Source organism: Streptomyces sp. NBC_01431 (genome assembly GCF_036231355.1).
Taxonomy (GTDB): Bacteria; Actinomycetota; Actinomycetes; order Streptomycetales; family Streptomycetaceae; genus Streptomyces.
In genome coordinates this window covers 4,637,632-4,659,955 of record NZ_CP109496.1, presented here as the reverse complement: position 1 = coordinate 4,659,955, position 22,324 = coordinate 4,637,632, and the positions used below count along the sequence as shown (strand labels likewise).

Genomic DNA, 22,324 nt, shown 5'->3' with positions numbered 1-22,324 from the left:
TTCCGCTCTTGACCGAGACCCATCACGTGTTCACGCCGTTACGCTCAGCAGTCATGGCCGACCTCACCACCCCCACCAGCCCCGTCTACGTGATCGGCGCCGGGCCCGGTGGCCTCGCCGTCGCCGCCGCGCTGCGGGCGCGGGGCGTCCGGGCCGTCGTGCTGGAGCGGTCCGATGACGTCGGCGCCTCCTGGCGGCGCCACTACGACCGGCTGCACCTGCACACCACGCGGCGGCTCTCCGCGCTGCCCGGACTGAAGATCCCGCGCCGGTTCGGGCGCTGGGTGTCCCGCGACGACGTGGTGCGGTACCTGGAGAAGTACGCCGCCGTCCACGAGCTGGAGATCGTCACCGGGGTCGAGGTCGGCCGCGTCGAGCGGGCGCCCGAGGGCCCCGGCTGGGCGCTGGACGCGAGCGGCGGGCGACGGCTGGCCGCGCGGGCCGTAGTCGTGGCCACCGGGTACAACCACACGCCGTACGTTCCCCCGTGGGCCGGCGCCGAGACGTACACCGGCGATCTCGTGCACGCGAGCGGCTACCGCGACGCCGCCCCCTACGCCGGGCGGGACGTCCTCGTCGTCGGGGTCGGCAACACGGGTGCCGAGATCGCCGTGGACCTGACCGAGGGTGGCGCGGCGCGGGTGCGGCTCGCGGTACGCGGCGCGCCGCACATCCTGCGCCGCTCCACGGCGGGCTGGCCCGCGCAGGCCACCGGCATCCTGGTGCGGCGGCTGCCCGTACGGCTCGTGGACCGGGCGGCGGCGGTCACCGAGCGGCTCTCGGTGCCCGACCTCGCGGCGTACGGGCTGCCCCGGCCGACCAGCGGGCTGTACTCGCGGGCGCGGGAAGGAGCCATTCCCGTGCAGGACGTGGGACTCATCGACGCGGTGAAGAGCGGGCGGGTCGAGCCCGTCGCGGCGGTCGAGTCCTTCGAGGGGGGCAAGGTCGTCCTCGCGGACGGCACGCGCATCTCGCCGGACGCGGTCATCGCGGCGACGGGGTACGGCCGGGGCCTGAGCGAGCTGGTGGGTCACCTCGGGGTGCTGGATGAGCGGGGGCTGCCGGTGGTGCGGGGGGTACAGGCGGTGGGTGCCGCGGGGCTGTACTTCACGGGCTTCAGCACCCCGCTCAGCGGGACCCTGCGAGAGCTGGGCATCGAGGCGCGCAAAATCGCTCGGGCGCTGGCGGGTTGAGGGGCGGGCGGGCCGGAGGACGGGCCGGGGCGAGGAGCGAGCCGGTTGAGGGGCGGGCGGCTTGACGGAGCGGCCGATTGAAGGGCGGGCCAAGCCGAGGAACGGGCGGATTGAGGGGCCGGCCGGTTGCCCGCTCTCGGGGCCTGAAACCAACCCCCCGCGCCCCACCCGCGTTTCAAGTGCCGATCTCCCTGGGCATGCGGCATGGCAGCTCCACAGTCCCTCAGGCCCCGCAGGCTCAGGCTTTGCTCGCACGGCGGTTCCTGACTAACCGTCAGGTCTGTAATCTGACAGGGCGTCAGTTACCACGCGCACGGCTCAGCCATGTTGGCCATCGACCAGGAGCGGGCGGAACGATGCTTGGATCGACTCACGGCACCCTCACGACCGACTTCCGCGCGCGGGTGGTCGCCTGCGGCGAGCAGCCCGCGCCCGGCGCCGTCCACGGCAGAGCGGCGGGCGAGGGCGACCTCGACGTCAGCGGGCGGCCCCTGTACGCCGCCGTACCGGACCTGGACAAGTTCTTCCGTCCCGAGTCCGTCGCCGTCGTCGGGGCATCCGACACCGAAGGGCGGCCCAACACCGGCATCACCCGTCAGCTCATCGCCTGGGCGCAACGGGTCGGCGCCCGCCTCCACCCCGTACACCCCACCCGGGACACGGTTTTCGGCCTGCCCTGCGCTCCCTCCGTCTCCGACCTACCGGAACAGGTCGATCTGGCCGTGCTTCTGGTCGGCGATCCGCTCCCGGTCGTAGCGGAACTCGCCGAGGCCAAGGTGAAGTTCGCCGTCGCCTTCGCGTCCGGATTCGCCGAGACCGGCGAGGAGGGCGCCGAGGCCCAGGCCCGGCTCACGGCCGCCGTTCGGCGCTCGGGGATGCGGCTGCTCGGACCCAACACCAACCTCAACGCGTTCGAGAAGTTCCGGGACGACCTCGACGGCCCGGCCATCGCGCTCATCACGCAGTCCGGCCACCAGGGCCGTCCCGTGTTCACCCTCCAGGAGCTCGGGATACGCCTCTCCCACTGGGCGCCCACCGGCAACGAGGCCGACCTCGAAACCGCCGATTTCATTTCCTACTTCGCCGAACAGCCCGAGGTCGGCGCCATCGCCTGCTATGTCGAAGGGCTCAAGGACGGGCGCTCCTTCCTGCTCGCGGCCGACCGGGCAGCGCGGGCGGGTGTTCCGGTTGTAGCGGTGAAGGTGGGCCGGACCGAGGCGGGATCCCGGATGGCCGCCTCGCACACCGGCAAGTTGACCGGCGCCGACGATGTCGTGGACGCCGCCATGCGCCAGTACGGCGTCATCCGCGTCGACGGGCTCGACCAACTCCAGGACACGGCAGCCCTGTTGGCGCGCGCCCGCAAGCCGGTCGCCGACGGCGTCGTCGTGTATTCGATCTCCGGCGGCACCGGCGCCCACTTCTCCGATCTGGCCACCGCCGCGGGGCTCCGCCTCCCGACTCTCTCCGCCGCCAAGCAGGCCGAGCTCCACGAATGGATACCCGGGTACCTGAACGTCGCCAATCCCGTCGACAACGGCGGGCACCCGGTCGGCGACTGGCGCGGTCGGAAGATCATCGACGCGATCCTCGACGATCCCTCCGTGGGCGTGCTGATCTGCCCGATCACCGGCCCCTTCCCGCCCATGAGCGACAAGCTGGCGCAGGACCTGGTGGACGCGGCGGAACAGACGGACAAGTTGGTGTGCGTGGTGTGGGGCTCGCCGCTCGGCACCGAGGCCGCCTACCGCGAGACGCTGCTCGGCTCGGACCGGGTCGCCACGTTCCGCACGTTCGGCAACTGCATCGGCGCCGTACGGGCCTACCTCTCGCACCACCGCTTCACCGCCGGCTACCGCTCCGCTTTCGACGAGGCGCCGCGCGTGCCCTCCCCCTCGTTCCGCAAGGCCCAGGCCCTGATGCGCCCCGGCCAGCAGCTCAGCGAGCACGCGGCGAAGCAACTGCTGCGGGCCTACGGGATCCGGGTGCCGCGCGAGCAGCTGGTGACGAGCGCGGCGGCGGCGGTGCGCGCGGCCGGGCTCGTCGGCTACCCCGTCGTCATGAAGGCCTCCGGGGCGCACCTCGCCCACAAGACCGAACTGGGCCTGGTCAAAGTCCAGTTGACCTCAGCCAGCCAGGTGCGGGACGCCTATCGCGAACTCACCGACATCGCCCGCTACGAGGGTGTCGACCTCGACGGCATCCTGGTGTGCCAGATGGTCGAGCGCGGGGTCGAGATGGTCGTCGGCGTCACGCACGACGCGCTGTTCGGCCCCACCGTGACCGTCGGGCTCGGCGGCGTACTGGTGGAGGTGCTCGGCGACTCGGCCGTCCGTGTCCCGCCGTTCGGCGAGGAGCAGGCGCGGGACATGCTGGGCGAGCTCCGGGGGCGGGCGCTCCTCGAAGGCGTACGAGGGGGGCCGCCGGTCGATGTGGACGCGCTGGTCGAGGTCGTACTGCGCGTCCAGCGGATGGCCCTCGAACTGGGCGAAGAACTCAGCGAGTTGGACATCAACCCCCTGATGGTGCTGCCCCGCGGGCAGGGCGCGGTCGCGCTGGACGCGCTGGCCATCTGCCGCTGAGCCCTTGCGCCGCACCGCCGCCACCGTTACACGTCCACGTCGCACACCCGCCACCGCTGCACGCCTGCACCGCACCCCCGCAACCGTTGCACGCCTGCGCCGCACTCCCGCCATCACTTCACCCCTTCCACGCCGGAGCCGCTCATGGACTCGCCCCACTCGCCGGAGTCACCGCCGTCACCGGCCTCCCCGGAGTCATTGCATTCGCTCGATTCATTGGTACTTCACGCCACTGACAACGGCGTCTCGTGGATCACGCTCAACCGTCCCGAGGCCCTGAACGCCGTCACCTGGGACCAGCGGGAACGGGTCATTTCGCTGCTCGGCGCGGCCTCCGCCGACCCAGCCGTACGGGCCGTCGTGATCACCGCCACGGGCAAGGGGTTCTGCGCCGGAGCCGATCTGCGCGGGGCGGCCACGAGCGGCGGCGAGCGGGTCGCGGGCGATGTCGCGCGCACGATCCGCCAGGGTGCCCAGCGGCTGATCGCGGCCGTACTCGACTGCGAGAAGCCGGTGATCGCGGCGGTCAACGGCACCGCGGCGGGGCTCGGCGCCCATCTCGCGCTCGCCTGCGATCTGGTCCTGGCCGCCGAATCGGCCAAGTTCATCGAGGTGTTCGTCCGCAGGGGACTGGTGCCGGACGGCGGTGGCGCCTATCTGCTGCCCCGTCTCGTCGGGCCGCAGCGGGCGAAGGAGCTGATGTTCTTCGGGGACGCGTTGCGGGCGGCCGACGCCGAGCGCATGGGCCTGGTCAACCGCGTCGTCGCGGACACCGAGCTCACCGCCACCGCGCGGCAGTGGGCCGAACGCCTCGCCACGGGCCCCACCCGCGCCCTCGCCCTCACCAAGCACCTGGTGAACGCCTCCCTGGACGCGGACCGCACGGCCGCCTTCGCCGCGGAGGCCTGGGCCCAGGAGATCAACATGACCACCCACGACGCGAACGAGGGCGTGGCCGGCTTCGTGGAGCGCCGCGCTCCGAAATACCGGGGCCTGTAGTGGGCCGGTATGGGTCTGGAGCGGGTCTGGAGCGGGCCGGTAGTTGGAGGTCTGCGGGGGTTCCAATCTGACGAGGCGTCAGTTTCAATGGCTGATGTGATGGGACACGCAGGGATGGCGGCCACCGTCGTCCGATACCTCAGGTCCGTCGGCGCCGCCACGGCCGCCGAACCCGTCGAGTTCCTGCCCCGGCCGGACCTTCGGGCCGTACGGGACGACGAGCGGGCGCCGGTCGATCCGGGCCGGTTCCGCCGGGTGCTGGGGCAGTTCGCCAGCGGGGTCACCGTCATCACCGCGTCGGACGCGGACGGCCCCGCCGGATTCGCCTGCCAGTCCTTCGCGTCGCTCTCGCTCGATCCGCCACTGGTCGCCTTCATGGTGGGGCGTACGTCGACGACCTGGCCGCGCATCGCCCGCGCCGGGGTGTTCTGCGTGAACGTCCTCGGGGCCGAACAGGGCGCGCTGTGCCGGGGGTTCGCGGTCAGCGGGGCCGACAAGTTCGCCGGGGTCGAGCACGAACCCGCCCCCGCGACCGGCTCACCCCGGCTCGTCGGCGTACCGGCCTGGATCGACTGCCGCATCCAGAACGTACACACCGGCGGTGACCACCTCATCGTGGTCGGCCGCGTCGAGGCACTCGACTGCGCGGTGGACGCCGACCCGCTGCTGTTCCACGCGGGCCGGTTCGGGCGGTTCAGCGGCTGAACCTGAGGAGCGGCCCACACCGCCCTGCGAGCGAGCTGAGGGGTCGGCTCACCTGGAGCTGCCCACCGCCCGAGCGCGCCGAGCGGCTCCGGCGGTTCCGCAGCCAAGCGGTCATGTCCGAGCCCGGTGCGGCACCGTGGCTGAAGGGGCGCGGGGAACTGCGCGACCGGCCACGGCCCACCCGCACCCGACGTGCACCCCTACCCGCGGAGCGCCCGGCCGCCGCTCACCACGAGCCCTCCGCCACGCGGCCCCCGCTGCGGGTCTCCACCCTCAGCGTGCCCCTGTCGTCGTACGCCTCGTGGCGCCAGTCGGCGAACACCTCGGCCACCCTGCGGCCGTCCGAGTCGCTCCCACCGAGCGGAACGAAGGTGACCGTCACCACAGCCTCCTCGGTCGCGCCCTGCTTGCGGATCCGTACCGCGGCCACCGACGGCCACATCCCGTCGTCGGCCTTGGTGAGGTGCTTGCGGTAGTAGTCGACGAACTCCTGCGTCATGTCGAACCAGCCCGCGGGAAGGCAGGGCTCGGCCGTGCCGTCGGTGGGCGGCCCGGGGACGCCGGGGTCAGCGTCGGTGGGCGGACCGGGATTCCCGGCGTCCGCATCCGCATCCGTCGGCGGGCCAGGATTCCCGGCATCCCCATCCGTAGGCGGACCCGCATTCCCCGCACCCACATCCCCATCCGTCGGCGGACCAGGATTCCCGGCATCCGTATCCGTAGGCGGACCCGCATTCCCCGCACCCCCATCCCCATCCGTCGGCGGACCAGGATTCCCGGCATCCCCATCCGTGGGCGGGCCCGGATTCCCCTCCGGGCACTCCCGCGCCCCCGCGGCCGACGGCTTCGGCGGGGTGACCGCCGCCGGGTCGGTCGGGTGGGCCGTGCCGCAGGCCGTCAGCGCTGCGCACAGTACGGCCCCGACCAGCACGGCCCGCCGCGTTCTTCCCCGCTTCATGACGTCGCTCCCCCTCGGCTCTCCCGCAGGGGAAACGGCTCTGCTCTTCCCCCACATCTCCCGCAGGGGAAAACGGTCCCTCCCCCACATCTCCCGCAGGGAATCGGCCCTACCCCCACCCAGGAACAGGGGATCACGCCGCCAGCGGTTCCCCGCCAGGGCCCCGGCGGCGGATGACCAGGGCCATCAGCGCGGCCGCCGCGCACAGCGCGCCCGAGGCGTACCAGACCACGTCGTACGAGCCGAACACGTCGCGCGCGACCCCGCCGAGGAAGGCGATGACGGCTGCGCCCACCTGGTGCGACGCCAGTACCCAGCCGAACACGATCGCGCTGTCATCGCCGTAGTGCTGTCGGCACAGCGCCATGGTCGGCGGCACGGTGGCCACCCAGTCGAGCCCGTAGAAGACGATGAAGAACAGCATCGGGGGATGGACGGCGGGCGCGAGCAGCATCGGCAGGAACAGCAATGAAACGCCGCGCAGGGCGTAGTACGTCGCGAGCAGGCGGCGCGACTCGAAGCGGTCGGTGAGCCAGCCGGAGAAGATCGTGCCGGCCACGTCGAAGACGCCGATCACCGCGAGCAGCCCCGCGGCCGTCGTGACGGGCATGCCGTGGTCGTGGGCGGCCGGGACGAAATGCGTCTGGACCAGGCCGTTGGTGGAGGCGCCGCAGATCGCGAAGGTGCCCGCGAGCAGCCAGAACGGTCCCGTGCGGGCGGCCTTGGCCAGGACGGACAGGGTGCGGCGGGCCGCGCCCGTGACCGGGGCGGGCTTCGGCACGTACGCGGTCGCACCGTACGGCGCGAGCCCCACGTCCGCCGGGTGGTCGCGAAGCAGCAGCCACACGAACGGCACGACGGCGAGCGCGGCCAGCGTCACGGTGATGGCGGCCGGGCGCCAGCCGTGGGCCTCGACCATCCACGACAGTAGCGGCAGGAAGATCAGCTGTCCGGAGGCGGAGGCCGCGGTCAGGATGCCGGTGACCAGGCCGCGGCGCTCGGTGAACCAGCGGTTGGTGACCGTGGCGGCGAAGGCGAGCGCCATCGAGCCGCTGCCGAGCCCGACCAACAGCCCCCAATACAGGACGAGTTGCCAGGCCGCGTGCATGAAGACGGTGAGGCCCGAGCCGACCGCGATGACCGTCAGGGCGACGGCGACGACCTTGCGGATGCCGAAGCGGTCCATCAGCGCGGCGGCGAAGGGCGCGGTCATGCCGTAGAGCGCGAGGTTCACGGAGACCGCGGCGCCGATCGTGCCGCGCGACCAGTGGAACTCGCTGTGCAGCGGATCGATGAGCAGTCCGGGCAGCGAGCGGAACGCGGCCGCCCCGATGATCGTGACGAAGGCGACGGCCGCCACGAACCACGCGCGATGGATCCTCGGCTCGGCCTTCCGGAGCGGCGCGGGCTCCACCTGGGGGCTGTTGGTTGTCTGGGTCACGTCACACAGCTTCGCGGTACGCTCCGTACGGCACGAGTGGCCGAGAAGTCACCCTTCGCAGGGATCGGGCCACTGGCTCAGCGAGGTCCGCGCCCGTCGAGAGGGAGCAGCACATGAGTCGTCACCCCGTCCGGCACCGGGTCGTGGTACTCGCGCTGGACGGGATCCTTCCGTTCGAACTCGGCATTCCGCAGCGGCTGTTCGGGCGGGCGAGGGACGCGGACCGCCGGCCCCTGTACGAGGTGGTGACCTGCTCGGTGCGGCCACCGGGGCCGGTGCGCACCGACGCGGACTTCTCGATCCTGGTCGAGAACGGACCCGAGGCGCTGGCCACCGCAGACACGGTCGTGATCCCGGCCTCCTACGAGCTCGGCCCGGTCTTCGAGGAGGGCGTGCTCACTCCCGAACTGGCCGCCGCCCTCGCCTTCGTACGCCCCGGCACCCGCATGGTGTCGATCTGCACCGGCGGCTACGTGCTGGCCGCGGCGGGCCGTCTCGACGGCCGCCCGGCCACCACACACTGGGCTTCGGCCGACCACTTCCAGCGCCTGTTCCCGGCGATCGACGTGGACCCGGACGTCCTGTTCATCGACGACGGCGACGTGCTCACCTCGGCGGGGGTCGCCGCCGGGATCGACCTGTGTCTGCACATCGTGCGGCGCGACCACGGCGCGGCCGTCGCCAACGAGGTGGCCCGGCGCACGGTGGTCCCGCCGTACCGCTCCGGCGGCCAGGCCCAGTTCATCCAACGCCCCGTTCCCGAGCGGCAGTTGGCGGCCACGACGGCAGCGCGGGCCTGGGCGCTGGGTCGTCTGCACGAGCCGATCCAGCTGCGCGACATGGCGGAACAGGAGTCGATGTCGGTGCGCACCTTCACACGGCGTTTCCGCGAGGAGGTCGGCCTGAGCCCCGGCCGGTGGCTCACCCAGCAGCGCGTGGAGCACGCCCGCCACCTGCTGGAATCGACCGACCTGTCGGTGGACGCGATAGCCCGCGACGCGGGCTTCGGCACGGCGACTTCCCTGCGCCAGCACCTACAGACGGCCCTCGGCGTCCCGCCGACGGTCTACCGGCGTACGTTCCGCACGGGGGCCGGTGGCTGACCCGGCGGGCGCGTCCGCCGGGCCCGTCTCAGAACGTCAGCACCCCCCGCGCCACCCGGCCGTGGTGCAGGTCGTCCGCCGCCTTGGTGAAGTCCTCCACCGGGTACGTCTTCGTGACGAGTTCGTCCAGGAGCAGGGTGCCCCTGCGGTACAGGTCGGCGTAGAGCGGGATGTCGCGTTGCGGGCGGGAGCTGCCGTAGCGGCAGCCCAGGACGGACTTGTCCAGGAACAGGGCGGCGGGCAGGAAGGACGCCTCGACCGTGGGGGCGGTCATGCCGAGCAGGATCGCCTGGCCGTGCCGGTCCAGGAGGTCGATGGCGGCGCGGACCAGGCCGGGGTGGCCCACGCATTCGAAGGCGTGGTCGGCGCCGGACGGGAGGAGATCGCGGACGCCGTCCGCCGAGGCGAGGAAGTGCGTCGCGCCGAACCGGCGGGCCGCCGCCTCCTTCGCCGGGTTGGTGTCCACCGCGATGATCACCGAGGCTCCCGCGATGCGCGCGCCCTGGATGACGTTGAGGCCGATGCCTCCGGTGCCGATGACGACCACCGAGTCGCCGCGGTCGACCTTCGCCCGATTCAGGACCGCGCCGACGCCGGTCAGGACCCCGCAGCCGATCAGCGCCGCCGAGGTCAGCGGAATGTCCCGGGGGATCCGCACCGCCTGGACGGCCTTGACGAGGGTGCGTTCCGCGAACGCCGAGTTGGAGGCGAACTGGTAGAGCGGTGACCCGCCGCGCGAGAACGGACGGCCCGGCCTGCCGATCGCCTTGCGGCACATCGTCGGCCGGCCCCGGTCGCACTCGGCGCACGCCCCGCAGTTGGCGAGGGTGGACAGCGCGACGTGGTCGCCCGCCGACACGTGGCCCACCCCGGCGCCCACCGCCTCCACCACGCCGGCGCCCTCGTGCCCCAGGACCACCGGCACCGGGAACGGGATCGTCCCGTCGATGACCGACAGGTCGGAGTGGCAGAGACCGGCCGCCGCGACGGCCACCAGCACCTCCCCCGGGCCCGGGTCCCGTATCTCCAGGTCGTCGACGACCTCGGTCTGCTTCCCGTCGAACAGGACACCTCTCACGGAACCCGAACCTCCCTCGGCAGGCCGAGCACCCGCTCGGCGATGATGGTGCGCTGGATCTCGTCCGAGCCGCCGTAGATGGTGTCGGCCCTGGTGAAGAGGAACAGGTGCTGGAGCGGATCGAGCCGGTAGGGCTCCGCCTCGTTCCAGTCGTACGGGGTGGCGGTGGCCGCCGCGCCCTGGACCGCCATCGCCAGCTCGCCGAGCCGCTGGTGCCAGCGGCCCCAGAGCAGCTTGGCCACGCTGGGCGCGCCCGCGTCGGCCGAACTCCCCAGTGTGCGCAGGGCGTTCCACCGCATGACCTTCAGCTCCGACCACTGGCGGATCAGCCGGTCCCGTACGGCCGGGTCGGCCGCCGCGGCGCCGTTTGAGAGGGCGAGAGCGGAGATCTTCTCCAACTCGCTTGCGAAGCCGATCTGTTGAGCCAGGGTGGACACCCCGCGCTCCAGGGCGAGCAGGCTCATCGCCACCTGCCAGCCGTTGCCCTCCCCGCCGACCACGTGCTCGGCGCGGGCCCGCGCACCGTCGAAGAAGACCTCGTTGAACTCGCTCGTCCCCGTCATCTGCCGGATGGGTCGGACCTCGATCCTGCCCGGCTGGTCCATCGGCACGAGGAGGAAGGAGAGGCCGTGGTGGCGGCGGGAGCCCTCCTCGGTGCGGGCGAGCACGAAGCACCAGTGGGCGTCGCGGGCGAGCGAGGTCCAGATCTTCTGGCCCGTGATCCGGTAGGTGTCGCCGTCGCGGCGGGCGGTGGTGCGGATGCCGGCGAGGTCGGAGCCGGCGCCGGGTTCGCTGTACCCCTGGCACCACAGTTCCTCGCCCCGGGCGATCGGGGGAAGGAAGCGGGCTTTCTGTTCGGGGGTGCCGTGGGTGAGGAGAGTGGGGGCGAGGAGGTTTTCGCCGATGTGGCCGGTGCGGGCGGGGGCGGCGGCTCGGGCATACTCCTCGGCCCAGACGATCTGCTGGGTGAGGGTTGCTGTCCGGTTGCCGTACGCGGGCTCCGGCCAGCCGATCCCGATCCAGCCACCTCGCCCCAACTCCCTTTCCCAGTCGCGTGGTTGAACGCCCGTGTGCTCGGCCAGCCACGCCCTGGCCTGCTGGCGGAATGCGGTGTCGGCGGGGCCGAAGCTGAAGTCCACGGTGCCTCCTGTCCAGAGCGAGTCCCCCGGAACCGACGCGGGGGACGGCTCGGCCGAATGCAAGCCCCCGGCGATCGAGGAGCGGGGGGCCGGGGCGGCGCCCCGGTTCGGGAAGGGGCGGGAAGGATCGGGGCGGGGCGGGGGAATCAGCCGTTCGGGCGGGCGCCCGCGTTCGCCGCCTTCGCCATCTCCTCCAGCCGCGCCAGCATCGGCATCGGATCCACCCCCACCGTCCCCGGGAGGAAGTCCGCGATGCGTTCCGGGGTCCACGCCCCTTCCGCATACCCCGCACGCAGCTCCTGCGGCTGGGCCCATACCGCGATCTTGGGGCCCGCGATCGTGTACACCTGGCCGGTGATCCCCTCCGCGCGGGCCCGCTCCGACAGGAGGTACGTCACCAGCGCCGCCACGTCCTCCGGCGAGCCGATCTCCTTCAGCTCCATGGGGACGTTCGCCGACATGCGGGTGCGGGCCACCGGCGCGACGGCGTTCGCGGTCACCCCGTACTTGTGCAGGCCCAGCGCGGCGCTGCGCACCAGCGAGATGATGCCGCCCTTGGCCGCGCTGTAGTTGGCCTGGGCGACGCTGCCCTGGTGGTTGCCGCTGGTGAAGCCAATCAGGGTTCCGGAGCCCTGCTTGCGCATCACCGCCGAAGCCGCGCGGAACACCGTGAAGGTGCCCTTCAGGTGGGTGGCGACCACCGGGTCCCACTCCTCCTCGGACATGTTGAACAGCATGCGTTCGCGCAGGATGCCCGCGACGCACACCACCCCGTCGATCCGCCCGTACTGGGCGAGCGCCGTGTCCACGATGCGCTGACCGCCCGCCATCGTGGAGATGTCGTCGGCGACCGCCACCGCCTGGCCGCCCGCCGCGACGATCTCCTTGACCACCGCGTCGGCGATCTCGCTGCTGGGCTCGCCGCCCTCGATCGAGACCCCGTAGTCGTTGACGACGACCCTGGCTCCCTCGGCGGCCGCGGCCAGCGCGACGGCCCGGCCGATCCCCCGGCCGGCCCCCGTCACTGCGACGACCCTGCCTGCCAAGAAGTTCCCCACGTCCGGCCCCTTCCCGCGGTTTCTGACGGACCGTTAGATTCTATGACCCGTCGGATACTCCACCACAAGCCCCCGGGAGGGACTCGTATGTCACTGCCGCCCGAGTTCCACGAAATCGCCAAACGCGTCAACAATTGGGGTCGTTGGGGAGAGAGCGACGAAATCGGGACGCTCAACCACATCCACGACCAGGTCGTGCGCGACGCCGCCGCGACCGTCCGTACCGGGCGCCGCATACCGCTCGCCCTCCCCCTCCAGCAGGACGGCGTACAGAGCGGGGTCATCCCCGGGCGGATCAATCCGCTGCACACCATGACCCAGATCAACCAGGAGATCTTCGGTCCGGGCACCGTCGCGTGCAGCGACGACGCGGTCGTCTTCGGCCTCCAGGCCGCCACCCACTGGGACGCCCTGACCCACGTCTCGCACTCGGGGAAGCTCTACAACGGCCGGCCCGCCACCACCATCACCGCGCACTCGGGAGCCGAGTTCAGCGGCATCGACCGGCCGGGGCACATCGTGTCGCGCGGAGTTCTGCTCGACGTGGCCCGCGCCAGGGGGGCCGATCGACTGGAAGGGGGGCACGCCGTCACGCCCGAAGACCTCGATGCCGCCGAGGAGTTGGCGCGAACCACCGTGCGCGCCGGGGACATCGTGCTCGTGCGGACCGGACAGATGCAGGTGTATCTGGCCGGGGACAAACACGGCTACGGCTATCCGTCGCCGGGGCTCTCCGTCCGTACGCCCGAGTGGTTCCACGCGCGGGACGTCGCCGCGGTCGCCAACGACACTCTCACCTTCGAGATCTTCCCGCCGGAGATCGAGGACCTGTGGCTGCCGGTGCACGCGCTGGATCTCGTGGAGATGGGGATGCTCCAGGGGCAGAACTGGAACCTGGAGGCACTGTCCATCGCCTGCGCGGAGGCGTCTCGGTACGAGTTCCTGCTGAGCGCGACACCGGAGCCGTTCGTGGGGGCGACCGGGAGCCCCGTCGCGCCGGTGGCCGTGCTGTGAGGAGCCCGGATCCACGGGTGGCGGCGCCGCGCGCCGGCCGCCGCCACCCGGGCACCGGCGTACGGGCGGCTCCTCGGGTGCCCCGAGAGGAGCCTCGCTCCGCTGGAGCTGACGCCGTGCCACGACCCGCACTCGCCGAGGCCGTGCAGGGCCTCGGCGTCCCCTCGCGACGAATCGCTCATTCCAGGGTGATCAGGGCGACACAGCGCGTCAACACCCACTGAAGGTCTTGCCACTTATGCCGTATTTGTGACGGCGCGCTGGGGTTCATACGTCCCGTTCCCGTACGCCCCATTCGTGCGCCCCTTATGCTCCTTGAGCCCCGAGTGCCCCGAGTGCTCCGGGGCGGATGTCGTCCCGGGCACGTCGCGGTCCACCTCGCACCAGATGGACTTGCCCGCCCCCTCGGGCCGCCAGCCCCAGCGGTCGGCGAGACCGTCGACCAGTTCGAGACCGCGCCCGTTGGTGTCGTCGCCCTCCGCGTGGCGGGGTTTGGGCGGACAGCAGCTGGTGTCCACCACTTCGACGCGTACGGTGCCGCCCTCATCCGTACCGAGGAGCATCCGCAACACGGCCGGACAGCCCGTGTGCACCACGGCGTTGGTGACGAGCTCCGAGATCAGCAGGATCAACGTCTCGGCGAGCGGCTCGTCCGGCCCTATGCCCGAGCCCGCCAGCCGTGAGCGGGCCCACCTTCGGGCCCGGCCCACCTCGGCGGGATCGGGACCGACCTCCAACTGAACCTGAAGCACCTGCACCGTTCACACCATCCGAACCGGCGGACACATCGCCTCGCGCCTCACAGGGACCACAATCGGGGTCACGGAACGTGATTCCCATGTGAGACAGCATGGTTGACGTACAGTCACCGCAACAAGCGCTTCGGGCATATTCCAGCGCGAAGGAGTATGCGTGGTGCATACTGTGCGACGCACATTGCGGGGAGTCGAACGGGAGCGCGTACGACGCCTCCGTACGGGGCGAGCAGCGCGCGTTCCCGGCCCCGGAGCCGCCGCACTGGCAACTCCGGGAAAGCCGCGCCACGCCACCACTCGCATCCCACGGAGAGTACCCGAGACGGCCCCCGACTCCGGCTAGTGACGAGTGCGCCGGGCCGCCGATTGTCCACGCATCGTGACTGTTTACAACGCTGAAGCCAGTACCTCGGCGGCCTCGTCCGCCGTCTGCCACTGCTCGGCCCGGACCCACGCCCGCTTGAGGTGCAGATGCACGTCGGCCTCCCAGGTGAACCCCATGCCGCCGTGCGCCTGGAGGCAGTCGCGGGCCCCGCGCACCGCCGCCTGGTCGGCGAGCAGCTTGGCGCCCGCGATCTCGTACGGGTCCTCGGTCACGGCCGCCGCGTAGACCGCCGCCCGCGCCACTTCGGTCCGCACCAGCATGTCGGCGCAGAGGTGCTTGACGGCCTGGAAGGCGCCGATGGGGCGGCCGAACTGCTCGCGCTGCTTGGCGTGTTGGACCGCGAGTTCGGTGCACCGGCCCGCGCTGCCGAGCTGTTCGGCGGCGGCGAGGAGAACGGCTTCGGGCTCGGGCGTACGGGTCCCCCGGCTGCGGTGCAGGGGGGTGAGGGGGTCGACCGAGCGCATGGCCCTCGCGCCCGAGGCGTCTCCCTGGACGTGGTCGGCCTCCTCCAGCCAGGCGACGAGCGGGCCGTCGACCCGGGTCACCACCGACTCGCCGCTCGCCGCGCCCGCCACGCTGCCGGCCGCGAGGTGGGTCGCCACCAGCGGGCCCGTGAGCAGGGCCCGCCCCGCCTCCTCGAACACGAGCACCGCCTCGGGAAGGCCGAGCCCGACCCCGCCCGCGCTCTCGGGCAGCCGCAGGGCGAAGAATCCGGCGTCCCCGAGCGCCTGCCACAGCGCCCGGTCCAGGCCCGGCCGCTCGACGGCCGCGCGCAGGGCCTGCCGGTCGAAGCGGGCGGCGAGCAGGTCCCGCATGCCCGCCCTCAACGCCTGCTGGTCCTTGGTGGGTTGGAAGTCCATCAGCGCCCCTTGGGGAGGCCGAGGATGCGCTCGGCGACGATGTTCCGCTGGATCTGCGAGGTGCCGGCGGCGATCGTGTACGAGAGGGACGAGAGCTTGTCCAGGGTCCAGTCGCGGTCGAGATCGAGCGAGTCGGGGCCGAGGACGCGGGCAGCGGTGTCGTACAGCTCCTGACGGGCGTGCGAGTAGCGCAGTTTGAACACGGAGCCGCCGGTGCCGGGCACCCCGCCGGTGCGCTCGGACTCGCTCACGTTCCACTGGGTCAGCCGCCACAGCGCCGTGAACTCCGCGTTCAGCCAGCCGAGTTGGCGGCGCACCGCCCCGTCGTCCCAGCGGCCCGTCTCCTTCGCCACCGCCGCCAGTTCTGCCAGCGTCCTGCGGCAGGCGACCACCTCTCCCACGAAGGCGGTGCCGCGCTCGAAGGAGAGGGTGACCATGGTGACCCGCCAGCCGTCGTTCTCCGCGCCGACCCGGTTGGCCGCTGGGACCCGCACCTCGTCCAGGAACACCTCGGCGAACTCGGTCGACCCGGCCAGCGTGCGCAGCGGGCGGACCGTGACGCCGGGTGCGTCCATGGGCAGCGCGAGCCAGGTGATGCCCCGGTGTTTCGGCACCGCCTCACTGATGGGCTCGGTGCGCACCAACAGCTCGCACCAGTCGGCCACTTCGGCGTGCGAGGTCCAGATCTTCGAACCGGTCACGACGTAGTCGTCGCCGTCGCGGACCGCCCTGGTGCGCAGGGCCGCCAGGTCGGAGCCCGCATCCGGCTCGCTGAAGCCCTGGCACCAGATCTCCTCGCCGCGCAGCACGGGCGGCAGCCAGCGGGCCCGCTGTTCGGGGGTGCCCTCGGCGGCGATGGTGGGCCCCGCGTGCAGCAGCCCGACGAAGTTCGCGCCGACGTACGGCGCGCCTGCCTTCTCGGTCTCCTCCAGGTAGATGAGGTGCTGGGTGGGGGTGGCGCCCCGGCCTCCGGCGGCCTCGGGCCAGTGCAGCCCCGCGTATCCGGCGTCGTACAGCATCCGCTGCCAGGCGGTGTCGTACGCCCGCCGGGCCGGCCAGTCCAACGGGTCGGGCCTGGGCGGGAGTTCGGGCAGCGAGGCGGCAAGCCACTGCCGCAGTCGCGCCCGGAAGGCCTCTTCCTCCTCGGTGTACGTCAGGTCCATCGGCGGGCCCGGCCGAGCGGGTCGCGGACCCGGGGTGGACTTACGAGCGGTCCGGGCATGAAGTCCCCTTCCACCTATCTGATGCCCCGTCAGTTCGAAGGCTAGCTTCCACACCTCTGGACCAGCAAGGAGTGCGGGCTTACGCTCTCGCCACATCTGACGGCTCGTCAGCTAAGGGGAGCGGAATGACGGACACCGCACACACGCTCGGCGCCTCGCGCACCCTCTGGGAGCTCGTCGAGCGCCGCGCCGAGCTCACCCCGGATCGCCCGGTCCTCCTCCAGGGCGACCGCACCCTCACCTTCGGCGCCCTGCGCGAACGCTGCGAACGGGTGGCGGCGGGCCTGTGCGCGATGGGGGTGCGGGCCGGGAGCGTGGTCGCCTGGCAGCTGCCGACCCGCATCGAGACGGCGGTCCTCTCGTTCGCGCTGGCCCGGCTCGGCGCGGTGCAGTCGCCGGTGATCCCCTTCTACCGGGACCGCGAGGTGGGCTTCGCGCTGCGCGCCTCCAAGGCCGAGTTCTTCGCCGTGCCGGCGGTGTGGCGCGGCTTCGACCACACCGCCATGGCGCGGCGGCTCGGCGCGCGGGGAGTCTTCGAGGCGTACGACCAACTACCCGATGGTGACCCGGGGTCGCTGCCGCCGCCCCCCGGCGACGGCACGTCCGTACGGTGGATCTACTGGACCTCCGGCACCACCTCCGACCCCAAGGGCGTGCTGCACACCGACCGGTCGCTGATCGCCGGTGGCGCGTGCCTCGCGCACTCGCTGCATCTGACGGCCGACGACGTGGGCTCCATGGCCTTCCCGTACGCCCACATAGCCGGGCCCGACTACACGGTGATGCTGCTGCTCTACGGCTTCCCCGCCGTGCTGTTCGAGCACTTCGCGCTGCCACAGGCGCTGGCAGAGTACCGGCGGCACGGCGTGACGGTGGCCGGCGGGTCGACCGCGTTCTACTCGATGTTCCTCGCCGAGCAGCGCAAACGGCCCGGCCGGAAGGTGATTCCCACCCTGCGGCTGCTCGCGGGCGGCGGGGCGCCGAAGCCGCCGGAGGTCTACCACGCGGTCGTCCGGGAGATGGGCGTGCAGCTCACCCACGGGTACGGCATGACGGAGGTCCCGATGATCACCATGGGTGCCCCCGACGACAGCGCCGAGAACCTCGCCACCACCGAGGGCCGCCCGCCGGCCGGCATGGAGATCCGCGTCACCGACGAGGCGGGCGGGCCGGTACCGCCCGGTACCGACGGTGAACTACGGCTGCGCGGCGAAGCGGTATGCCGGGGCTATCTCGACCCGGCGCAGTCGGCGGCCGCCTTCGACGCCGACGGGTTCCTGATCACCGGGGACGTGGGGCACGTGAAGGAGTCCGGACACCTCGTGCTCACCGGCCGCATCAAGGACATCATCATCCGCAAGGGCGAGAACATCTCCGCGAAGGAGATCGAGGACCTGCTGCACACCCACCCGGGCGTGGGCGACGCGGCGGTGATCGGCCTGCCGGACCCCGAGCGCGGCGAGTTGGTGTGCGCCGTCGTTGAACCAGTGGCCGGGGCAAGGGAGTTGACACTTGCGGCGATCACCTTCTACCTGCGCGAACAGGGGCTGTCGGTGCACAAGTTGCCCGAGCGGCTTGAGGTGGTGGACGCGCTGCCGAGGAACGAGACGCTGAGCAAGGTACTGAAATACAAGTTGCGGGAGCGGTTCGGGCGGGCATGACCCCTGCGCCCCGCCACTCCCCACCCCCCACGAGGACGGACCCATGGAACTCACCCGCAGACACCTCATACTCGGCGCCGCCGCGCTCTCCGCCACCGCGCTGCTGCCGAACGCCGCGCACGCCGCCGTGCGGCCGGGCGCGAGCGTGGACCCGGCGAACTGGATGGGCGCGCTGCCCGACGCCCGCTCGCTGCTCCGCATGACGATCCCCGGCACCCACGACTCCTGCTGCACCGACCCGGGCAACGGCACCGAGTGGTCGCACACCCAGAACTGGGGTCTGACGCAGCAGTTGCAGGAGGGCGTCCGCTTCTTCGACATCCGGGCCAACGGGCTCGAAGGGCACCTGAACGACGCGTTCGGGATCTACCACGCCGCCTACTACCAGGGCATGACGTTCGGCGACGTGCTCACCCAGAGCGCGGCCTTCCTCGACAGCCACCCCGGCGAAGTCCTGCTGATGCGGCTCAAGAAGGAGAACGGGACCAACAACGACGTGGGCGCCAACTTCAAGAACGTGCTCAACGTGTACCTGGACCAGAAGGGCTGGCGCTCCCGCTTCCTGCTCACCGACCGGGTGCCCACGCTCGGCGAGGCGCGCGGGAAGATCGTGCTCATCGCGCAGTTCGACAACGACTGGCCGATCCTCCAGTGGCCCGGCGGCGACAACGACTTCCTGTCCAACCAGTACATCCGGCTCCAGGACGTCTACCAGGGCCTGTCCTGGCCGTCGAAGAAGACGGCCAAGGTCACCCAGCAGTTCGACAACGCGTACAACGACCAGGACTCCGCCCAGCTCTACATCAACTTCACCAGCTACGCGGGCGGCGGCTGGCCCAAGGTGAACGCGGACGCGATCATGCCGGGCGTGCAGAGCTATCTGAACGCGCGCCTGAGCCAGCAGACCCACCTGGGCGTCGTCCCGATGGACTTCCCCGACTTCCACTCGGACACGCTGCGCACCCTGATCGACTGGAACTGGCACTGAGCCCGGGTCAGGGCAGCGTCGTGAAATAGGCGGCGAAGGCGGCCACCGCGTCCGGTTCGGTGACGCGGCCGTCGCCGTCCCCGTCCAGGGCCACGGCCACGTCGCCCGCGACCTTGGGCGACACCCCGAACGCCCGCAGCGCACGCTCGGCGTCGGCCACGGACACCGTGCCGACGCCGGCCGTGTCCGCCACCGCGAACGCCGCGTGCAGGAACGGCCGGGCGATCTCGGTGAACCCGCTCGTGCGGTCCCGCAGCCGTTTCAGCGTGCCGCCCACGAACTCCTGCCGCGTCACCCGCTGGTCGCCGTCCACGTCCGCGATCCCGGCCAGGCCCTGCCACAGCGCTTCCGCGCCGCCGTACAGTGCCTGCCCCTTGTCGCAGCGGGCGGTGATGCCGAACTCGGCGAGCAGGTGGGCCGCGGCCGTCGAGAAGTCCTCGCGGTCGATCCAGCCGTTGCCGTCCTGGTCGAAGGAGGCGAAGCGGGTCGCGACCCGGCGCTCGTACACAACACTCTCGGGACTATCCATACTGTCCATGCCCGGAGCGTACGACTCGCGGCGGCCGTGCGAGGGGGATACGGCCACCCGGGGCGTCGTCGCCGGGCGGCGCGCTCACGCGGGGATCGGCTCGGCCCGGTCGTCGGCGGCGGAGCCCACGTCGCCGTACACCTCGAAGAGGCGGCGCACACCGAGGGCGGCCAGCACCTTGTTCACATGGGAGCCGTCCAGGGCGCCGCGCGCGGGCAGGATCAGCCGCAGCCGGCCCTGGCAGGAACGCATCAGACGGCGGGCCGCGATCAGCACCCCCACGCCCATCGAATCGCAGAAGACCACCCCGGACAGGTCCAGGACCAGGTCGTGGCGGCCCTCGGCGACCACTTCGTGCACCTGCCTGCGGAGCCTCGGCGCGGTCACCAGGTCCAGCTCGCCGCGCACCCGCAGCACGGTCCACGTGCCCTGTACGACCTCGTTCACCATCAGCGTCACGCCGCCGGCCTCTCTCTGTGCTGCCCGGCCCCCTCCTTGCCCGGCTGCCCCGGAACACACCCGCGAAACACGGCCTTTACCATTCCCTGGGTTTGTGCGGGCGTAGTTAGCGCAAACCAACCTGCGTTGTCAGCCCGTCGCATTACATTCGTAGATACACAGGGACGGGCGCACAGGGGCACAGCGGGGAACGACAGGGTTGGGGAGCCTATGCCGAAGGACGCACCACCTCGGTGGGACCGCCGGATGCAGCAGCGGCTCGCGCGCGGGGAGGCGGCCGCACTCGGCGAGTTCTACGACCGGTTCGCCTCGCTGGTGCACAGCCTGGCCCACCGGGTGCTCGGCGACGAGGACGCGGCGGACCAGATCACCCGCGAGGTCTTCGGGTACGTGTGGGAGAACCCGGACGCCTACGACCCCAAGCAGGGCTCGATGCGCTCCTGGGTCGCCAAGCTCACCCAGTGCCAGGCCGTGCAGCGCCTGCGCCAGGCCGAGACGTCCTCGTACGCGGCGAACGGCGGCGGCTCGGCGGAGGAGCTGGAGCAGAAGGTGCGGCGCGCCTCGGCGGCGGCCCGCGCCGACTACATCGTGACGTCGATGCCCGCGCCCCTGCGTGCCGCCCTCGAACTGGCCTATTTTCAGCGGCGCGACTACCGGCAGGCCGCCGCCGACCTCAGCATCACCGAGGACGAGGCGCGCCGGCGCCTTCGGCTCGGTCTGCAACTGCTGTCCACGGCCACCGTCCGGCCGCCGGAAGGAGCCGCGCCGCCCGGATACGGACGGGCGCTGTGAGCGGGCCGCTGGAGCAGGGCGAACCCGCCCCGGGCGACGACAACACCCCGCGCATACCGGCACCCCGGGCCGCGGGCGACGACCTGCCGAACGACGGCCGCCGGGGCGGCTCCGGCGCGTTCGTGCCCGGCCCGCGCGAGGGTAACCGTTTCCCCGCGCCGGACCATGACACGGACCCGCGACCGGCCCCCGAAACGGACCGGGAGCAGCCGCCCGCCAAGGGCGCCTCCGCGGAGTCGGCTGCCACCGAGGGCGCCCGTCCTGTTTCCGGGGCGCCCTCGCACACCGTGTTGAAGTCGCTGCTCGGGGCCTGGGCGCTGGCCGCGTGTTCGGCCGAGGAGACCGATGCCGTCGAGGCGCACCTCACCGAGTGCGCGCCCTGTGCGGACGAGGCGCTGCGGCTGCGGGACGCGGTGGGTCTGCTCCAGGCCGAGCGCAGCCTCGACCTGGATCCGCTGCTGCGCTCCCGGGTCCTGGAGGCCTGTCTCGGCAGGCGCCCGGCCCGCATTCCGGTGCCGCTGTGGGCGGCCCCGTACGACGCCGAGGCGGCGCGGCTGGACGCGCTGCTCAACGACTTCGGGGACGCCGAGTGGCACGCACCGGTCCGGCTGAAGTGGTTCGAGCGGGACCGGCAGACCAGTCGCCGTACGACGGTCGCCGGGGTCATCGGGCACCTGATGGCGGTCGACGCGCTTCTCGCGACCGCCCTCGGGCTCGAAGAGCCGGTGCCGCTCGACCCCGAGGACGCGGCGGCCGGGCCGACCGCGCGCACCGAGGCGCTGTGGCGGACGGCTCCGTACCCGCTGACCCGCACGGTCCGCGAACCCTGGCGCGAGCAGTCCCACACGCTGCTGCGCACGGTGTCGTTCGCGGGCCGCGGCGCGGCCGAACTGGGCGTGTCCTACGGGGAGTTCACGCTGCCCCTCCAGGACGCGATGCTCGACCGGGCCTTCGAGTGCTGGATCCACGCGGGTGACATCGCGGATGCGGTGGACTATCCCTACGACCCGCCGTCCGGAGCGCATCTGCACCGCATGATCGACCTGGCCGCCCGGGTGCTGCCCGCCACTCTGGCCGGCCGCCGCCGGGCCGGGCTCGCCTCGCCCGCGCGGGGCCTGGTCACGGCGGGCTCCCCGGGCCGCTCGCTGCGCCTGGAGATCGAGGGGGCGGGCGGTGGTGACTGGCACATCCCGCTGGACTCCCCGGCCGCCCTCGCCTCGCCCGAGCACGAGGTGGCCCATGTGGCCCTCGACGGCGTCGAGTTCTGCAGACTGGCCGCGGGCCATGTGCCGCCGCAGGAGGCGGCGGTGGGTCAGCTCGGCGACCGGGAGGCGATCAGCGACGTACTGTTCGCGGCGGCGTCCTTGAGCAGGCTGTAGACCACCGGCGGTCCCGGGGACCG

20 protein-coding genes are annotated in these 22,324 nt (G+C 72.1%); 10 read left to right on the top strand and 10 right to left on the bottom strand.

Features of this window, described 5'->3' with window-relative positions; genetic code table 11:
* Positions 1–53 precede the first annotated feature (53 nt).
* The 4 genes from OG522_RS21520 to OG522_RS21505 all read left to right on the top strand — a co-directional run bounded on the left by OG522_RS21520 (position 54) and on the right by OG522_RS21505 (position 5,479).
* A complete protein-coding gene (locus OG522_RS21520; RefSeq protein WP_329464623.1) occupies positions 54–1,193 on the top strand; it encodes a flavin-containing monooxygenase in 1,140 nt (379 codons plus the stop codon).
* Positions 1,194–1,549: 356 nt separating this feature from the next.
* The gene (locus OG522_RS21515) at positions 1,550–3,775 is read left to right on the top strand and encodes an acetate--CoA ligase family protein (protein WP_329464622.1); all 2,226 of its coding nucleotides are present in this window, start codon (positions 1,550–1,552) and stop codon (positions 3,773–3,775) included.
* Positions 3,776–3,919: 144 nt separating this feature from the next.
* Complete coding sequence (locus OG522_RS21510; protein ID WP_329464621.1) at positions 3,920–4,774, top strand: enoyl-CoA hydratase/isomerase family protein; 855 nt, start codon at positions 3,920–3,922, stop codon at positions 4,772–4,774.
* 114 nt (positions 4,775–4,888) lie between these two features.
* Positions 4,889–5,479 carry a flavin reductase family protein gene (locus tag OG522_RS21505; protein ID WP_329467672.1) on the top strand — a complete coding sequence of 197 codons (591 nt, stop codon included), beginning with the start codon at positions 4,889–4,891 and terminating at the stop codon, positions 5,477–5,479.
* 226 nt (positions 5,480–5,705) lie between these two features.
* On the opposite strand, the gene OG522_RS21500 is transcribed toward OG522_RS21505, so the two are convergent.
* On the bottom strand, positions 5,706–5,978 hold the full coding sequence (locus tag OG522_RS21500; protein WP_329464620.1) for a hypothetical protein: 273 nt from the start codon (positions 5,976–5,978) through the stop codon (positions 5,706–5,708).
* Between the two features lie 592 nt (positions 5,979–6,570).
* The gene (locus tag OG522_RS21495) at positions 6,571–7,878 is read right to left on the bottom strand and encodes an MFS transporter (RefSeq protein ID WP_329464619.1); all 1,308 of its coding nucleotides are present in this window, start codon (positions 7,876–7,878) and stop codon (positions 6,571–6,573) included.
* Positions 7,879–7,991: 113 nt separating this feature from the next.
* On the opposite strand from OG522_RS21495, the gene OG522_RS21490 reads away from it, so the two are divergent.
* Complete coding sequence (locus OG522_RS21490) at positions 7,992–8,981, top strand: GlxA family transcriptional regulator (RefSeq protein WP_329464618.1); 990 nt, start codon at positions 7,992–7,994, stop codon at positions 8,979–8,981.
* Positions 8,982–9,009: 28 nt separating this feature from the next.
* Here the strand turns inward: OG522_RS21490 and OG522_RS21485 are convergent, their stop codons facing one another.
* The 3 genes from OG522_RS21485 to OG522_RS21475 form a co-directional block, all read right to left on the bottom strand.
* Positions 9,010–10,059 carry a Zn-dependent alcohol dehydrogenase gene (locus OG522_RS21485; protein ID WP_329464617.1) on the bottom strand — a complete coding sequence of 350 codons (1,050 nt, stop codon included), beginning with the start codon at positions 10,057–10,059 and terminating at the stop codon, positions 9,010–9,012.
* Complete coding sequence (locus OG522_RS21480) at positions 10,056–11,198, bottom strand: acyl-CoA dehydrogenase family protein (protein ID WP_329464616.1); 1,143 nt, start codon at positions 11,196–11,198, stop codon at positions 10,056–10,058. Before OG522_RS21480 ends, OG522_RS21485 begins: the two co-directional genes overlap by 4 nt.
* Before the next feature lie 146 nt (positions 11,199–11,344).
* On the bottom strand, positions 11,345–12,256 hold the full coding sequence (locus OG522_RS21475; protein WP_329464615.1) for an SDR family oxidoreductase: 912 nt from the start codon (positions 12,254–12,256) through the stop codon (positions 11,345–11,347).
* A gap of 87 nt (positions 12,257–12,343) precedes the next feature.
* On the opposite strand from OG522_RS21475, the gene OG522_RS21470 reads away from it, so the two are divergent.
* The gene (locus OG522_RS21470; RefSeq protein WP_329464614.1) at positions 12,344–13,270 is read left to right on the top strand and encodes a cyclase family protein; all 927 of its coding nucleotides are present in this window, start codon (positions 12,344–12,346) and stop codon (positions 13,268–13,270) included.
* Positions 13,271–13,506: 236 nt separating this feature from the next.
* Here the strand turns inward: OG522_RS21470 and OG522_RS21465 are convergent, their stop codons facing one another.
* The 3 genes from OG522_RS21465 to OG522_RS21455 form a co-directional block, all read right to left on the bottom strand.
* Positions 13,507–14,028 (bottom strand): ATP-binding protein, encoded by a 522-nt coding sequence (locus OG522_RS21465; protein WP_329464613.1) that lies wholly within the window; start codon positions 14,026–14,028, stop codon positions 13,507–13,509.
* A gap of 384 nt (positions 14,029–14,412) precedes the next feature.
* The gene (locus OG522_RS21460) at positions 14,413–15,270 is read right to left on the bottom strand and encodes an acyl-CoA dehydrogenase family protein (protein WP_329464612.1); all 858 of its coding nucleotides are present in this window, start codon (positions 15,268–15,270) and stop codon (positions 14,413–14,415) included.
* Positions 15,270–16,433, bottom strand: coding sequence for an acyl-CoA dehydrogenase (locus OG522_RS21455; RefSeq protein ID WP_329464611.1), 1,164 nt, complete (start codon positions 16,431–16,433; stop codon positions 15,270–15,272). Before OG522_RS21455 ends, OG522_RS21460 begins: the two co-directional genes overlap by 1 nt.
* A gap of 185 nt (positions 16,434–16,618) precedes the next feature.
* Between OG522_RS21455 and OG522_RS21450 the strand changes: the two genes are divergently transcribed.
* On the top strand, positions 16,619–18,154 hold the full coding sequence (locus OG522_RS21450; protein ID WP_329464610.1) for a class I adenylate-forming enzyme family protein: 1,536 nt from the start codon (positions 16,619–16,621) through the stop codon (positions 18,152–18,154).
* A gap of 43 nt (positions 18,155–18,197) precedes the next feature.
* Entirely contained in the window at positions 18,198–19,142 is a 945-nt protein-coding gene (locus tag OG522_RS21445) for a phosphatidylinositol-specific phospholipase C (protein ID WP_329464609.1), read from the top strand.
* A 7-nt stretch (positions 19,143–19,149) separates the two neighbouring features.
* Here OG522_RS21445 and OG522_RS21440 read toward each other — a convergent pair whose 3' ends face one another.
* Both OG522_RS21440 and OG522_RS21435 read right to left on the bottom strand, forming a co-directional pair.
* Positions 19,150–19,671, bottom strand: coding sequence for an EF-hand domain-containing protein (locus OG522_RS21440; RefSeq protein ID WP_329467671.1), 522 nt, complete (start codon positions 19,669–19,671; stop codon positions 19,150–19,152).
* Positions 19,672–19,755: 84 nt separating this feature from the next.
* Complete coding sequence (locus tag OG522_RS21435; RefSeq protein ID WP_329464608.1) at positions 19,756–20,130, bottom strand: STAS domain-containing protein; 375 nt, start codon at positions 20,128–20,130, stop codon at positions 19,756–19,758.
* Positions 20,131–20,340: 210 nt separating this feature from the next.
* On the opposite strand from OG522_RS21435, the gene OG522_RS21430 reads away from it, so the two are divergent.
* Together OG522_RS21430 and OG522_RS21425 are read left to right on the top strand one after the other, a co-directional pair.
* Complete coding sequence (locus tag OG522_RS21430) at positions 20,341–20,922, top strand: sigma-70 family RNA polymerase sigma factor (protein ID WP_329464607.1); 582 nt, start codon at positions 20,341–20,343, stop codon at positions 20,920–20,922.
* Positions 20,919–22,301: a zf-HC2 domain-containing protein gene (locus tag OG522_RS21425; protein WP_329464606.1), complete on the top strand. Its 1,383-nt coding sequence runs from the start codon at positions 20,919–20,921 to the stop codon at positions 22,299–22,301. The genes OG522_RS21430 and OG522_RS21425 overlap by 4 nt, the downstream gene beginning before the upstream one ends.
* Positions 22,302–22,324: the final 23 nt, after the last annotated feature.

What these genes read in the sequence shown, in the direction of transcription:
- OG522_RS21515 (WP_329464622.1), top strand. Translation starts at nt 1,550, where the DNA reads ATGCTTGGATCGACTCACGGCACCCTCACGACCGACTTCCGCGCGCGG.
- OG522_RS21510 (WP_329464621.1), top strand. Translation starts at nt 3,920, where the DNA reads ATGGACTCGCCCCACTCGCCGGAGTCACCGCCGTCACCGGCCTCCCCG.
- OG522_RS21430 (WP_329464607.1), top strand. Translation starts at nt 20,341, where the DNA reads ATGCCGAAGGACGCACCACCTCGGTGGGACCGCCGGATGCAGCAGCGG.
- OG522_RS21520 (WP_329464623.1), top strand. Translation starts at nt 54, where the DNA reads ATGGCCGACCTCACCACCCCCACCAGCCCCGTCTACGTGATCGGCGCC.
- OG522_RS21500 (WP_329464620.1), bottom strand. Translation starts at nt 5,978, where the DNA reads ATGACGCAGGAGTTCGTCGACTACTACCGCAAGCACCTCACCAAGGCC.
- OG522_RS21490 (WP_329464618.1), top strand. Translation starts at nt 7,992, where the DNA reads ATGAGTCGTCACCCCGTCCGGCACCGGGTCGTGGTACTCGCGCTGGAC.
- OG522_RS21445 (WP_329464609.1), top strand. Translation starts at nt 18,198, where the DNA reads ATGGAACTCACCCGCAGACACCTCATACTCGGCGCCGCCGCGCTCTCC.
- OG522_RS21460 (WP_329464612.1), bottom strand. Translation starts at nt 15,270, where the DNA reads ATGGACTTCCAACCCACCAAGGACCAGCAGGCGTTGAGGGCGGGCATG.
- OG522_RS21470 (WP_329464614.1), top strand. Translation starts at nt 12,344, where the DNA reads ATGTCACTGCCGCCCGAGTTCCACGAAATCGCCAAACGCGTCAACAAT.
- OG522_RS21440 (WP_329467671.1), bottom strand. Translation starts at nt 19,671, where the DNA reads ATGGATAGTCCCGAGAGTGTTGTGTACGAGCGCCGGGTCGCGACCCGC.
- OG522_RS21450 (WP_329464610.1), top strand. Translation starts at nt 16,619, where the DNA reads ATGACGGACACCGCACACACGCTCGGCGCCTCGCGCACCCTCTGGGAG.
- OG522_RS21505 (WP_329467672.1), top strand. Translation starts at nt 4,889, where the DNA reads ATGGCGGCCACCGTCGTCCGATACCTCAGGTCCGTCGGCGCCGCCACG.
- OG522_RS21455 (WP_329464611.1), bottom strand. Translation starts at nt 16,433, where the DNA reads ATGGACCTGACGTACACCGAGGAGGAAGAGGCCTTCCGGGCGCGACTG.